The following is a 13,587-nucleotide window of genomic DNA, read 5'->3' as shown; positions in this document are numbered from 1 at the left end:
AAAAAGTTGCGGTTTTTAAGCTATAATTTTTAAAAACCAAATTATTTCTTAATTAGCAGGCATTCATACAATCCTTGAATATTATACCATAGAATTTTGATTTGAAAAATAACAGCTATGAAATCCGCTATTTACTGACTAGACGGAAGCGGGGAGCGAAATGTTGCATAAATTTTCTATTTATTTAGAAGCAAAAAAAAAGACCACTTCGCAAAGTGGTCACTGCTCAATTTAGAGCAACAGTTATTGGATAGGAGTGGAGAGAAACCATACTGTAGTTCTATTATATTGTATACGTTTTCATTCTGTCAACACTATTTTTTAAATCGCTTTCATTTACATTTGGCGGAAGGTGCTTCGCACCAAATCCGCCTGCTTAAACATATACTTTGTAATTCAAAGACAGCAGCAATTGCTTCGCCCGCTCCATTTCCGGTTCCTGGCGAAAAGATAAGCGCATGACCCCGGGAACATCCTCCCGGCTCTCGATAATTTGCATGTTGCTGAGGTTAATGTGCTGATCCCCGAGCTGCGTCGCGATCTGACCGATAATGCCCGGATGATCCGGTACGTCGATATAAATATCGTACAACGATGTTATCGCGCCTTTGCGACGCTCCGGAAGCTCGCTGCGGAATTGGTTGGCGGTGCTGAACGCCGCCTCAATGCCTGCTCCATCTTTCGACTCCAGCAGATCGATGAAGCCTTCGATTTCACGATTCCAATCCTTCAGCAAGGATAGCAAAATATCCCGGTTGCTCAGGAGGATATCTCGCCAGATCAGCGGATCGCTTGAAGCGATTCGCGTTATGTCTCGAAAGCCGCCGGCCGCCAGCATGCGATACAAGCCATCGGCATCCGCATTATTGTAGGCGCGGATTTGATTTACGAGCGCCACCGCAATAATATGCGGCAAATGACTGATCGCTCCGACAATCTCATCATGCTGCACGGGATCGACCCGGACGATTTGAGCCTTCGTATGCGACAACAGCTCCTCCAGCCGCTCGTAGGATTCCTCAGGAACATCCTCCGATGGGGTAAGCACGTAATACGCGTTCTCAAATAAGAGCGAGGAAGCCGCCTCCACCCCTGAACGCTCCGAGCCGGCCATCGGGTGCCCGCCGATGAAATGAACCCCCGGACGGCCCATCATCGCCGCACAAGCGGCGACCGAAGCCTTCGTGCTGCCTACATCCGTAATGATGCATCCCTCTTTGAGCGGGAGCTCGCTTAGCATACGCAGATACGGCTCCAAATTACCCACGGGAACGCACAAAAAAATGAAGTCGGCGTCGCACGCCGCTTCTTCCATAGATAAAGTCACGGCGTCTACGACGCCGCGATCCATAATTCTTTTTTGAGATTCCTCACGGTGACTATGCCCAACGACAGTTAAGCCGGGCTTGCCTTTCAGGCAAAGCGCCAGCGAACCGCCGATCAATCCTACTCCAAATATTGCTACTTTGATTGACATAAATTTTCACTCGATTTCTACGATTTAGATTTAATGCGGGTTCTTTCAAGTACTAGACATGTACCTGGTCTTTCTTCAGCACCTGCTCCAAAGCCGCAATAAACTTCATATTCTGCTCTTTGGTGCCTACGCTGACGCGAATAAAATCCGGGTACTTTCCGAAGCCGGCACGAACGATAATCCCCAGCTTCATCAGATCCTGGAACACTTCCCCACCGGGTTTATTGACCTTAACCAAGATGAAGTTGCCATGGGCTGGAAAATAAGCCAAGCCAAGACGGTCGAACTCTGCGCTTAAGTATTGTATGCCTTCGGCATTCTTCTCCCGGCATTCCTTCACAAACTCTTGGTCAGCGATGGAAGCCTTGGCAGCCGCTTGACCAAAGCGGGACGTATTAAACGGTTCGCGAACCCGGTTAATTAACTGAATAACCTCCGGCTGTCCAACGCCATAACCGATCCGCAAGGAAGCAAGGCCATAAATTTTGGAGAACGTGCGCAGCACGATTACATTTGGATATTTGTCGAGCAGACTGATGCCATTTGTATAGGATCCGTCGGTGACGAATTCCGTGTAAGCCTCATCGAGCACAACGAGTACATGACCCGGAACGCGGTCAAGGAAAGATTTCAAAGCATTGTCCGAAACAATGGTGCCTGTCGGATTGTTTGGATTGCAAATCCATACGATCTTTGTCTTCTCGCCGACTTTAGCGAGCATTCCCTCTAGATCATGCGTGCCGTCCTGCAGCGGGACTTCTATAATCGTCGCTCCTTCGATCTGTGAATTTGTAGCGTAAACGGAAAAGGTCTGATCAGCCATGACCGTTTCGTCCCCAGGCAGCAAAAATGCACGGCAGATTAAAGCGATCACTTCATCCGAGCCGCAGCCAAAGAGGATTTGTTCCCGCTTCACGCCCAGATGGGCTGCAAGCACCTCTGTTAATTCTGCGGAGCTGCCGTCAGGATATTGCGTGATGTTGACAAATTCTGCTTCAATTGCCGCGCGTGCACGGGGAGAGCAGCCATATGGATTTTCGTTGGAGGCCAGTTTTATAACTTCATCCAAGCCTAATTCCTTTTTGACTTCCTCAGCAGGCTTACCTGGCTGATAAACAGGAAGATTGACTATTCGGGATTTTGGAAGCATCAGAAGTTCCTCCTTCAATAAAAAACTATGATTTTAATTGTGCCACAAAATCACGGATTTGCAATAAGCCCTGTGACTTTGTTTCTTTATTTTGCAAAAGAGGAATGGATTCCTCGATTTTGCGCACGATCGCACTGCCGATCACGACGCCGTCGCAAATTTCCGAGAAGCGGCGCACCTGCTCCCTACTTGAAATCCCGAAGCCGATCGCCACGGGCAAATCCGTTTGGGCTCTGACGCTACGTATGAAATGCTCTACACCCTCGAAGAACGAGGTTCTTTCCCCGGTAACGCCAAGGGACGAGACGCAGTAGATAAAGCCTCTGGCCGAAGACATAATCCGGGCGATTCGGTCGTTCGAGGTCGGCGCAACGAGGGGTACGAGCCTGATATTGGCCGCATCCGCAAATGCAAGCACCTCCTTCGACTCTTCATAAGGCAAATCAGGAATGATGAGTCCGCTGATTTCTGCCTCCTGCAGCATGGTGAAGAAACGCTCAAGTCCAATTTGCATCGCGGGATTATAGTAAGTAAAAAGGACGAATGGCATCGTCACTCCACGTTCTTTGGCCTTGCGCGCGACATTTAGACAAGTCTCAATCGTAATTTCGCGTACAAGAGCCCGCTCGGATGCGCGTTGAATAACAGGCCCATCGGCTAGCGGATCAGAATATGGAACGCCGAGCTCCACAATGTCGGCCCCGGCTTCCTGAAGAGCCACGAGTATATCTACGGTCGTCTCGGGATCCGGGTCTCCGACGGTAATAAACGGCATAAGTGCTGTTCTGCCCTCGGCCTGAAGCCGCTCAAAAGTCAAATCCAAACTGTTTAATGCCGCTGCATTCATGAGTGCTCCGCTCCTTCCGTATAAGCCATGATCGACTCGACATCTTTATCCCCGCGTCCGGACAAGCAGATGACGATAATTTCATCCTTGCTCATCTCGGGGGCCAGCTTCGTGACCTGAGCCACGGCATGCGCGGACTCGAGTGCGGGAATGATACCCTCAGTGCGGCTTAGCAGTCCAAGCGCGTCCAAAGCTTCGGCGTCCGTAATCGGTACATACTTAGCTCGCTTGATATCCTTTAAATACGAATGCTCCGGACCGACACCAGGGTAGTCAAGCCCTGCCGATATGGAATGTGCAGGCAGCACTTGCCCATGATCATCCTGAAGCAAATAGCTCATCGAGCCTTGGAATACCCCTTTTGTCCCCTTTGTCATCGTGGCCGCGTGATATTCGGTGTCAACCCCTCTTCCGGCTGCTTCCACACCGATCAATTGAACGGACGTATCCTGGACGAATGGATAAAACATGCCGATAGCGTTGCTGCCTCCACCTACCGCTGCAACGAGCATATCGGGCAGCCGCCCTTCCGCTTCGATCATTTGCCGGCGCGTCTCATCCCCGATAATCCGCTGGAAATTGCGCACCATCATCGGATAAGGATGCGGCCCTGTTGCCGATCCAAGAATGTAAAACGTATCCTGAACGTTGCTCACCCAGTAGCGGAGCGCTTCGTTGCAAGCATCCTTCAATGTCCGCGTACCGGACATGACAGGCACTACCTCGGCTCCTAGCAGCTTCATTCGAAATACGTTAAGCTGCTGGCGCTTCGTATCCTCTTCGCCCATGAACACCTTGCACTCCAATCCGAGCAATGCGGCTACCGTTGCTGTCGCTACGCCATGCTGTCCAGCACCGGTCTCCGCAATCACCTTGTTCTTGCCCATCCGCTTGGCCAGCAAGGCTTGCCCGATCGCGTTATTGATTTTATGAGCGCCCGTATGGTTCAGATCTTCGCGCTTCAAATATATTTTGGCACCGCCCAAATGCTCCGTCAGACGCTCGGCATAATAGAGCGGTGTTTCCCTGCCCGAATATTGCTTCAGCAAATAGCGGATGTCCCCTAAAAATTCAGGATCATCCTCGTATTTACGGTATGATTCCTCCAATTCAATGAGCGCGTTCATTAATGTTTCCGGTACGTATCGTCCGCCAAAGGGACCAAAGCGCCCCTGTTCGTCAGGTACTTGCGTCATTTCCCCTTCACCCTCTCCACGAATGCTGTAACCTTAGTAATATCCTTTACTCCGTCCGTTTCTACGCCGCTGGACACGTCTACCCCATCTGGCGAAAGGCAGCTGATCAGCTCCTCCACATTGCCGGGATGAAGTCCGCCTGCGGCCAGAAACTCAATCTGATGCTGGCTGGCCCATGCTTTGTAAGGCTCCGCCCGTTCCCAGGCAAAGGTCTTTCCCGATCCCCCGCCATAGAGGGGGTCATACGTATCCAGCAGCAAACCGTCAATCACGCCTTCATAGCCGGCCAACGGGCGTTCATGATGAATCGATCCGTCATCCTTCACCGACAGGGCTTTAAAAATCTTCACCCCGAACGCTTGCTTCACTTCCCGGCAAAAATCAGGCGTCTCCGTGCCATGCAGCTGTATTATATCGAGAGGAGCCTCCGCTAAAATTTGCGAAAGCTCCGGTAAAGTCGGATTAACGAACACGCCAACGCTTGCTGGTGCGGTTCCTACGATCCATTCCTGTAGTATAGGAATTAATTCAGCAGCCTGAGCACCGCTTACCTGGCGCTTGCTCTTGGCGAACACAAAGCCAATGTAATCTATAGGTAAGTGTATCATAGATTTTAGCACTTCAACGGATTGAAGTCCACAAATTTTTACCGCTGTGCTGCTCATTTTCAAGCGGACTCCCTTCATTCGTAAATTTATTGTCCTGCATTGCTATATGCTCCCATAACCTCATGAACAGCCTGCTCTACATCCAGTTTACGCATGAATGTCTCGCCGATGAGAACGCCTTTAGCGCCGCAGTCTGCTAAAAATTGAATATCCTTCGACGATTGAATGCCGCTCTCGCTAATGAGCGTAATTCCTGCAGGCACCTGCTTCGCTAAATCCGCCGTCACTTGCAGCGTCGTCTCAAACGTCTTCAAATTGCGATTATTAATGCCGATCAGCTTCGCCGTTCCTAGGCCGAGTACACGCTCCAGTTCGGTATCATCATGGACTTCCACCAAAGAGTCGAGTCCGAGCGAAGCCGCGATTTGCAAATAATCCCGCAGCTGAGCATCATCCAAAATAGCCGCAATAAGCAGCACGGCATCCGCGCCGAGCAATCTTGCCTCATAAATTTGCCGTTCATCGATAATAAAATCCTTCCGCAGCAGCGGAAGCTGAACCGCGTCGCGGATGGCCTGCAAATATTCGCCGCTGCCCTGGAAATATGCTTCATCCGTGAGGACGGAAATACAATCCGCCCCGGCCACCTCATAGCTTCGGGCAATCTCCACCGGATGGAAATCCGGGCGAATCAAGCCTTTGGAAGGGGATGCCTTCTTTACTTCGGCAATTAAGCCAAGCTCCCGCTTCCGACCTTCTGTCAATGCCCGGTGAAACCCCCGGGTCGGGCCCATGCCGGCAATAAGGCGCTCGGCTTCCTTTTGCGAGAATTGTTCTGCCAGTGCAGCGACTTCCCGCCGCTTCGTTTCCACGATTTTATCAAGATACATAGCTGAGTGCCTCCGTTGTTTGAATTAGCTGCTCCAGTTTGCTGTACGCTTTGCCAGAATCGATCGATTCCCCAGCGATGACGACTCCTTCACGAATGCTGTCCGCCAGACCGGAGACATAAATGCACGCCCCTGCATTGGCCAGTACTACATCGCGGTAGGCGCCTTTCTCTCCTTGCAGCACCCGCCGAATAATGTCCGCATTCGCAGCCGGATCGCCGCCCATCATCTCGCTAAGCGGGTAAGTTCCAAGGCCAAGATCGGTTGGATGCAGTTCATAGGTCGTTACGGCTCCGTTTCTCAATTCCGAAATACGCGTCGCTGAAGAAATACTGATCTCATCCAATCCCTCGTGACTCGTCACGACCAGCGCACGCTTCAGTCCCAGCTCCCTTAATACTTCAGCTACAATTTCCGTTTTATCCCGATCATAAATGCCCAGTACCTGGCGATCCGCTCCAGCTGGATTCGTTAACGGGCCAAGCATATTGAATACCGTGCGCACGCCCAGCTCTTTGCGCGGAGCCGCGGCATATTTCATGGACGGATGATAGAGCTGGGCGAAGAGGAAGCAGATGCCGATATCGTCCAAGCAATTTTTCGCCTGATCTGCGCTAAGGTGAATATTAACGCCGAGTGCTTCCAGCACATCTGCGCTTCCGGCGCGGCCCGATGCCGAGCGATTGCCATGCTTGGCGACCCGTACGGATACCGATGAAGCGACGATGGCCGATGTCGTAGAAATATTGAATTTGTGAATCCCGGAGCCCCCGGTACCGCATGTATCCAGCAGTTGTTTCGTTTCCGTGTTCAGCCGGTTCGCGTGATTGCGCATCACCTCGGCAAATCCGGCTATTTCGTCGACGGTCTCACCTTTTATACGAAGAGCTGTCAGGAGCCCGCCAATCTGGGCGTGCGTCATTTCACCGTTCATCAACATTTCCATTACGCCACGCGCTTCTTCCCGTTCTAAATTCTGACCTTGTATTAAACGGTTAAGTACCGATTGCAGCATTTGCTGTCCGCTCATCACTCTTCCTCCTCATCCCTTTAAGGGGTATATTCATACAAATAATCTTGGTTAATGACCGCTCCATCGCCCGATTCGGACGGGAACATCGCTTCGGCGGTCCGAATTGCCTTAAGCAGCGCCTTCGCCTTATTCATCGATTCCTGATATTCATTCTCCGGCAGCGAATCCCATACGACTCCGCCTCCGGCCTGCACATAGGCCTTGCCGTTCTTAAAGACGATCGTCCGAATTGTAATGCAGGAGTCCATATTTCCGGAGAAACCGAGGTAGCCGATCGCTCCGGCATAAGTGCCGCGAGCTTCGCGCTCCAGCTCGGCGATGATCTCCATCGCCCGCAGCTTCGGTGCCCCTGACACAGTGCCTGCCGGAAGGCAGGAGATGAAGGCATCGAAAAAGTCCTTGTCGCCCCGCAGTTTGCCGGATACCTTGGACACCATATGCATGACATGGGAGTAACGCTCGATATCCATGTAGTTCTCGCATTTTACCGTTCCAAATTCGGATACGCGCCCCAGATCGTTCCGTCCGAGATCGACCAGCATCACATGCTCGGCACGCTCCTTCTCGTCCTGCAGCAAATCCGCCTCTAGCGCCAAGTCTTCCTCCGTCGTCGCTCCTCTCGGCCGCGTTCCAGCGATGGGCCGCGTCTCGACGCGGTCGCCTTCCACCTTAACGAGCGCTTCGGGGGAAGTGCCGACGATGATCTCCTCGCCCATTTTCAAATAATACATATAGGGGGACGGATTCATCGTACGCAGAACGCGGTAGACATGAAGCGGATCGACCTCCGTCTCAATGTGGAAGCGCTGGGACAGCACCACCTGAAAAATGTCGCCTGCCCGAATATATTCTTTGCCTCTCTCCACCATATCGAGATATTGCTGCTTGGTCATGTTCGATTGAATCTCACCCAATTCTATGTCGACGGGAACCGGTCTGCGGTTGAGTCTCTCGCCCGGCCCTTCATCCAGCAGCAAATCCGCCATTTCATCCAGCGCCTGCTGCGCATTGGCATAGGTGCGGCGGATATCTTCATCGCTATCGCCCTCCTGGACGTGAACGTTGGCTACGAGCAGAATGTGCTGCTTGACGTGGTCGAACACGATCACCCGGTCGCAGAACATAAACTGAATGTCCTGCAAATTCATATCATCGACTTCATGGGCCGGCAGATTCTCATAATACTGCAGCAAATCGTAACCGAAAAATCCGATCGCCCCGCCCGTAAACGGCGGCAATTCCGGCAGCTTCGGGCTGCGGTATTTCCGCAGGATTGCTTTCAGCTCCTCCAGCGGCTTGCCGGGAAGCTCCGTCTGCTCGCCCGCCTGCTCAATGACCACCTTGCCCTTTTTCGCCTTGACCATCATGAAAGGATCCGTTCCGATGAAGGAATATCTGGCCCACTGAATTCCTCCCTCTACACTCTCCAGCAAAAATGCCTGCTCCCGCTGAGCAACCCGGCGGAAAATGCGGATTGGCGTCTCCATATCAGCCAGCAGCGGACGTACGATCGGAATTAGATTGTATTGCTTAGCCAGTTTGATTACCTCTTCTACATGCGCGGTTGTCATGTCCTTCACTTCCTTCTCCTCAACATTTATGATGCCTCAAGCTGCGATGTGATCTCGTTGTCGTAAAATAAAAAAACCTCTACCGAGGTAGAGGTTTGGATAGATTCGCAAATCATGTACGGCTACGCAGATATTTTGAATCGTACAAGAAGCAACAAGCCAGAAACGAAAGCGGCACCCCAGTTTATGATAGTACACAGGCGCATGGCCAGCCCATCATACACGGCGTCCGAAATCGTTCGAAATCCATGACTTATGTTCTCGTATCTTCGTTCAAGAATACTGCAACTCAGCTCTACTCTGCTCTGCTCATCTACAACTCTACTCAGCTCATAACACACTAGCAAGACTAAATTCTGTATTAAATATACATGATTCCTCGTTCATTGGCAACCGTTTGGTGCTAAAAAATTCTAGGAGCCTGACGCTGCCAAATCCGGGCGCAAGCTCTTCGCCTCATTCAAGTACACATGCTTCATCTCGCGCTGGCTCTTGTTCGTGTTCACTTGAATCAGCAGGCGAATGCACATCGGCAAGCTGCCTTTGACCGGAATTTCAGTAGAACACATTAAGGGAACGAGTTCCCACCCCTTTAGCACGCGAATTGCGCGGGCGGGAAAGGTCGCATCCAAATCGGCCGTTACTGTAATCCATACGCTGCAGATGTCCTCCGGCTCAATCTCGTTTCGAGCGACAATATCCTTCAGGAGAACGGCTGTTTCCTGCAAAATTTCCTTTTCCTCATTACGGGTAACTGTCGTAGCTCCCCGAATCCCCCGATTATACATGCTGCCCTTCCTCCTTCAATTGAGTAATCACTTTACGCACTTCATCCAATGTCATATCAGATACGATTTCTACCTCTCCGATGCGGACAGGCAGTACGAAGACGATCTTATTTTCTTTGAATTTCTTATCGTGTAGCATCGCCGAAATGATATCATCATCGTTCAGATGGCGGGGCATCGTGGTCGGCAAGCCGAATTTACTTAACAGAGCTGTCGTCTCCGTGTAAATGGAACGATCTCTGCCTCGATTGACGGCGAGAAGCGCCGAAGCAGCCATTCCGATCGATATCGCCTCGCCATGCAGGAACTCGCCATATCCGCCGATGGCCTCAAGCGCATGCCCGATCGTATGGCCCAAGTTCAGAATCGCCCGGAGACCCTGCTCCGTTTCATCGGAGGACACAACCTTGGCTTTAATGGAGCAGCCCTCCGTCAATCCGTAAATAAGCGCTTCCCGATCCAGCGCCAGCAATCGTTCTGCGTTATCTCGGCACCAATAGGCGAATTGCTCATCCCAAATCAAGCCGTGCTTGACCATTTCGGACAAGCCCGAGCGAACATCGCGTTCCGGCAAGCTCAGCAGCGTATCTACATCGTATAGCACCATCGTAGGCTGATGGAATGCGCCGATCATATTTTTGGCGAGGCGATGATTGACCGCCACTTTGCCGCCAACGCTGCTGTCATGTGCCAGTATCGTGGTCGGCATCTGCACGAAATGCACGCCGCGCATAAAGGACGCCGCTACAAAGCCCGCCAAATCGCCGACTACTCCGCCACCCAAAGCGACGACGGTTGATTTGCGGTCAAGCCCCCCCTCAATCGCCGCGGTCATTACCTCTTCAAACACGTCCAGCGACTTTGATTTCTCCCCGGCTTTAACCACGGAACTGACAGTGTGGTACCCGCTGGCCTGCAGCGAACTCTCGACCACATGCAAATATTTCGGAGCGATATTCTCATCGGACACGATCAATATAGGACTTTTCGTCGTCAATCGGTGCTGCTGAAAATATTCCCCGGACTTATGAAGCAAACCCTCGCCAATATAAATGGGATATGATCGATCCCCCAAATCTACCGTTAACGTTCTCATTAATAACTCTCCAACTGTTTTTTGTAGTTTTGCACATTGCGTTCGATCTCTTCCATAGAGTCCCCGCCGAACTTCTCAAGGAACGCCTTAGCCACTTCCCAGGCCACAACATGCTCCATCACGACGCTTGCCGCTGGAACTGCACATGCATCGGAACGCTCTACCTGCGCCGTAAACGGTTCCTTCGTATCGATATCCACGCTTTGCAGCGGCTTATACAGCGTAGGAATGGGCTTCATCACGCCACGAACCACAATAGGCATTCCGTTCGTCATTCCGCCTTCAAAACCGCCAAGGCGGTTGCTGGCCCGGTGATACCCGCGTTCGGGAGTGTACAGGATTTCATCATGAACCTGAGACCCAGGAAGTCTTCCCGCTTCAAAGCCGATGCCGATTTCAACCCCTTTGAAAGCATTGATCGACATAACGGCCTGAGCGATTCTGCCATCCAGCTTGCGATCATACTGTACATGGCTGCCGAGGCCCACAGGGACGCCCTCTACGATACATTCTACTACGCCGCCGATCGAATCGCCGTCCGCTTTGATCCGATCAATGTAAGCCTCCATCCTCTTCTCGGTCTCCAGATCGGCAACACGTACGGTCGACGCTTCGGTGACTCGGATCAATTCATCGATCGGCAGGCTGTGGGCCGGCGCTTCGATCTCTCCAATGCGGATAACTTGGCCGGCGATTTTGATCCCGAAATGTCCAAGCAGCTGCTTGGCTACAGCTCCGCATGCTACGCGAATCGCCGTCTCGCGCGCACTGGAACGCTCCAGAACGTTGCGCAGATCCTTATGACCGTATTTCAACCCGCCATTCAAATCCGCATGTCCGGGACGGGGACGATGTACACGCCGCTTCTCCTCGTCCGTGCCTTCTATCGGCTCAATGTTCATAATGCTTTTCCAATGCTTCCAGTCATTATTCTCTACGACGAGAGCGATAGGCGCCCCCGTTGTATAGCCATGGCGTACCCCGCCTACAATTTGAGCCGTATCCTTCTCGATCTGCATTCGCCGACCTCTCCCGTACCCTTTCTGGCGACGGGCAAGCTCAAAATTAAGCGCTTCGAAATCCAGTACAAGATTGCTTGGCATACCTTCGATAATGGCTGTAAGCTGAGGGCCATGCGTCTCTCCTGCCGTCAAGCATCTTAAGCTCATGATGCGTTCCCCCTTTAAACTTCTAAACGGTAAAGAGCTAAAATCCGAACATATCTTTGCTAATTATAGTATACGTCCTTTCCTTTTGACAAGGAAGCCCTCGCGGGGGTTCGGGGCAATCGGCGAACTCCCCCGCTTAATAAAAACGCACCGCAGCTACTGTCCTAACAGTAACTGCGGTGCGTTGGATTGCGTTTCTATGACCGAACTAGCTGGAAGCCGGACGGTTATTCGTTGAAGCAGCGACAATTCGCAGCGAATCAGCCGGCAAGTCAAGCAGTCCGTTTAACTGGCCCCGTTCCACGCCAAGCACTTGTGCGCATTCCTGAGGCGTCAGGAAGCCCCTCCGATAAGCATCGATCACTTTTCTCTTATCCACGACTAACCCTCCACGACATTGGATATTCCAAGTATCGGGCAAGACTCGCACGAATATACATCATTCTTTCTTGCGGTAGAAAAAAGTTTCCGAAGCCTCCAAGCCATAAATGCCGGGAGAGAATATTTGCTCCGTACTGCCAACAAACAATATGCCGCCTGGACGAAGCGCCTTGGCAAATCGGTGATACAGCCGCTGCTTGGCTTCCTCCGTGAAATAGATCATGACGTTGCGGCATACGATGAGATCAAAGCCTTCTTCAAAATCATCAAGCAGCATATTTTGCTTCTTGAATGTAACCGCCTTCTTCAGCTTGTTATCAAAACGGTACATCATGCCCTCCGGCGTAAAATACCGTTTCGCTACATCGGGCGGGACATCCTTGAGCGAGCGCTCCAAGTATAAACCCTCTGCTGCCTTCCCAAGCGCACCATCATCGATATCGGTTGCCAGCAAATATGTATTCTGCAGAAGACCATGGTCGTTCAGGATCATCGCCAGCGTATACGGTTCTTCTCCAGTCGAGCAAGCCGCGCTCCATACCCGCAGCCGAGATTTTCCGGCCGTCAGCCCGGGCAAGACAGTATCTCTCAGCGTCTCCCACCGATTCGGATTTCTCCAGAACTCCGACACATTGATCGTCATTTTATCCAAAAACTCGTAGAATAGCGTCTTATCTGTCGTCATCGCCGAGTGAAATGCCGAGAAGGTCGAAAACCCATTCTTATTACGAAGCGTCGTTAAGCGCCGTTTCATTTGAGCCTCTTTGTACTGCGCCAAATCTATCCCTGTTTGCTGTTTAATATTACGGATGAAACCTAAGTAGTCCGGATCAGGTGCGCCATCCTGGTTCAAGCGAACCGGATCAGATGTCAACTCTCTCATATCCATGGATCTATGCTTCTGGAGTAATTAAGTATTTCGTGAGGCTCGAAGAAGTTGGCGATTTCCCGTTCTGCGCTCTCCAAGCCGTCCGAGCCATGAATGAGATTAAATGGCGTATGAGCCGCGAAATCACCACGAATCGTGCCTGGCAAGGCATCCGTAACCTGAGTTTTGCCGATCACCATCCGAGATAATGTAATGACATCATCCCCCTGCCACACCATTGCAAACACCGGACCAGACGTAATGAAGCGTACCAAGCTTTCAAAGAAGGGCTTGCCTTCATGCTCGGCATAATGACGTTTAGCCTGCTCTTCCGTAACGTGCACAAGCTTGCCGGCAATCAGCTTCAGTCCCTTGTCTTCAAAGCGGCTAACGATTCTTCCTACCAACCCACGCTGAACCCCATCCGGCTTAACCATTAAAAATGTCCGTTCCATGGTTTACCTCCCATAATGTTGTCACAATGAATACTTCGACTAATTATTACATCCTTTA

The 13,587-nt window shown here is 51.4% G+C and carries 14 protein-coding genes; all 14 read right to left on the bottom strand.

Translation table 11 applies throughout. The annotated features are described in order from the left end of the window. Positions 1 to 376: 376 nt before the first annotated feature. Positions 377 to 1,477, bottom strand: coding sequence for a prephenate dehydrogenase (locus ACE3MQ_RS09630; protein WP_379392390.1), 1,101 nt, complete (start codon positions 1,475 to 1,477; stop codon positions 377 to 379). A 52-nt stretch (positions 1,478 to 1,529) separates the two neighbouring features. Continuing rightward, a complete protein-coding gene (gene hisC, locus ACE3MQ_RS09625; protein ID WP_379392389.1) occupies positions 1,530 to 2,627 on the bottom strand; it encodes a histidinol-phosphate transaminase in 1,098 nt (365 codons plus the stop codon). 25 nt (positions 2,628 to 2,652) lie between these two features. Then, entirely contained in the window at positions 2,653 to 3,474 is an 822-nt protein-coding gene (gene trpA / locus ACE3MQ_RS09620; RefSeq protein WP_379392388.1) for a tryptophan synthase subunit alpha, read from the bottom strand. Continuing rightward, positions 3,471 to 4,670, bottom strand: a complete 1,200-nt coding sequence (gene trpB, locus ACE3MQ_RS09615) for a tryptophan synthase subunit beta (RefSeq protein WP_379392387.1) — start codon at positions 4,668 to 4,670, stop codon at positions 3,471 to 3,473. The genes trpA and trpB overlap by 4 nt, the downstream gene beginning before the upstream one ends. Continuing rightward, the gene (locus ACE3MQ_RS09610) at positions 4,667 to 5,335 is read right to left on the bottom strand and encodes a phosphoribosylanthranilate isomerase (protein WP_379392386.1); all 669 of its coding nucleotides are present in this window, start codon (positions 5,333 to 5,335) and stop codon (positions 4,667 to 4,669) included. The genes trpB and ACE3MQ_RS09610 overlap by 4 nt, the downstream gene beginning before the upstream one ends. A gap of 29 nt (positions 5,336 to 5,364) precedes the next feature. Continuing rightward, positions 5,365 to 6,168: an indole-3-glycerol phosphate synthase TrpC gene (gene trpC / locus ACE3MQ_RS09605; protein ID WP_379392385.1), complete on the bottom strand. Its 804-nt coding sequence runs from the start codon at positions 6,166 to 6,168 to the stop codon at positions 5,365 to 5,367. Beyond that, positions 6,158 to 7,198: an anthranilate phosphoribosyltransferase gene (gene trpD / locus ACE3MQ_RS09600; protein ID WP_379392384.1), complete on the bottom strand. Its 1,041-nt coding sequence runs from the start codon at positions 7,196 to 7,198 to the stop codon at positions 6,158 to 6,160. The genes trpC and trpD overlap by 11 nt, the downstream gene beginning before the upstream one ends. Positions 7,199 to 7,218: 20 nt before the next feature. Then, entirely contained in the window at positions 7,219 to 8,772 is a 1,554-nt protein-coding gene (trpE, locus tag ACE3MQ_RS09595; RefSeq protein ID WP_379392383.1) for an anthranilate synthase component I, read from the bottom strand. A gap of 413 nt (positions 8,773 to 9,185) precedes the next feature. Beyond that, entirely contained in the window at positions 9,186 to 9,560 is a 375-nt protein-coding gene (gene aroH, locus ACE3MQ_RS09590) for a chorismate mutase (RefSeq protein WP_379392382.1), read from the bottom strand. Continuing rightward, entirely contained in the window at positions 9,553 to 10,656 is a 1,104-nt protein-coding gene (gene aroB, locus ACE3MQ_RS09585) for a 3-dehydroquinate synthase (protein ID WP_379392381.1), read from the bottom strand. The genes aroH and aroB overlap by 8 nt, the downstream gene beginning before the upstream one ends. Then, on the bottom strand, positions 10,656 to 11,825 hold the full coding sequence (gene aroC, locus ACE3MQ_RS09580; RefSeq protein WP_379392380.1) for a chorismate synthase: 1,170 nt from the start codon (positions 11,823 to 11,825) through the stop codon (positions 10,656 to 10,658). The genes aroB and aroC overlap by 1 nt, the downstream gene beginning before the upstream one ends. A 208-nt stretch (positions 11,826 to 12,033) precedes the next feature. Further along, positions 12,034 to 12,204 (bottom strand): hypothetical protein, encoded by a 171-nt coding sequence (locus ACE3MQ_RS09575; RefSeq protein ID WP_379392379.1) that lies wholly within the window; start codon positions 12,202 to 12,204, stop codon positions 12,034 to 12,036. A gap of 60 nt (positions 12,205 to 12,264) precedes the next feature. Beyond that, complete coding sequence (locus ACE3MQ_RS09570; RefSeq protein WP_379392378.1) at positions 12,265 to 13,095, bottom strand: CheR family methyltransferase; 831 nt, start codon at positions 13,093 to 13,095, stop codon at positions 12,265 to 12,267. Then, positions 13,086 to 13,529 carry a nucleoside-diphosphate kinase gene (gene ndk / locus ACE3MQ_RS09565; protein WP_379392377.1) on the bottom strand — a complete coding sequence of 148 codons (444 nt, stop codon included), beginning with the start codon at positions 13,527 to 13,529 and terminating at the stop codon, positions 13,086 to 13,088. The genes ACE3MQ_RS09570 and ndk overlap by 10 nt, the downstream gene beginning before the upstream one ends. Between the last annotated feature and the right edge of the window lie 58 nt (positions 13,530 to 13,587).

This window comes from Paenibacillus lentus, from assembly GCF_042714055.1.
Lineage (GTDB): Bacteria > Bacillota > Bacilli > Paenibacillales > Paenibacillaceae > Fontibacillus > Fontibacillus lentus_A.
This window is presented reverse-complemented; position numbering and strand designations above follow the sequence as displayed.

Coding starts and splice junctions, on each gene's coding strand:
- ACE3MQ_RS09630 (WP_379392390.1), bottom strand. CDS start 1,477: ATGTCAATCAAAGTAGCAATATTTGGAGTAGGATTGATCGGCGGTTCG.
- hisC (WP_379392389.1), bottom strand. CDS start 2,627: ATGCTTCCAAAATCCCGAATAGTCAATCTTCCTGTTTATCAGCCAGGT.
- trpA (WP_379392388.1), bottom strand. CDS start 3,474: ATGAATGCAGCGGCATTAAACAGTTTGGATTTGACTTTTGAGCGGCTT.
- trpB (WP_379392387.1), bottom strand. CDS start 4,670: ATGACGCAAGTACCTGACGAACAGGGGCGCTTTGGTCCCTTTGGCGGA.
- ACE3MQ_RS09610 (WP_379392386.1), bottom strand. CDS start 5,335: ATGAGCAGCACAGCGGTAAAAATTTGTGGACTTCAATCCGTTGAAGTG.
- trpC (WP_379392385.1), bottom strand. CDS start 6,168: ATGTATCTTGATAAAATCGTGGAAACGAAGCGGCGGGAAGTCGCTGCA.
- trpD (WP_379392384.1), bottom strand. CDS start 7,198: ATGAGCGGACAGCAAATGCTGCAATCGGTACTTAACCGTTTAATACAA.
- trpE (WP_379392383.1), bottom strand. CDS start 8,772: ATGACAACCGCGCATGTAGAAGAGGTAATCAAACTGGCTAAGCAATAC.
- aroH (WP_379392382.1), bottom strand. CDS start 9,560: ATGTATAATCGGGGGATTCGGGGAGCTACGACAGTTACCCGTAATGAG.
- aroB (WP_379392381.1), bottom strand. CDS start 10,656: ATGAGAACGTTAACGGTAGATTTGGGGGATCGATCATATCCCATTTAT.
- aroC (WP_379392380.1), bottom strand. CDS start 11,825: ATGAGCTTAAGATGCTTGACGGCAGGAGAGACGCATGGCCCTCAGCTT.
- ACE3MQ_RS09570 (WP_379392378.1), bottom strand. CDS start 13,095: ATGGATATGAGAGAGTTGACATCTGATCCGGTTCGCTTGAACCAGGAT.
- ndk (WP_379392377.1), bottom strand. CDS start 13,529: ATGGAACGGACATTTTTAATGGTTAAGCCGGATGGGGTTCAGCGTGGG.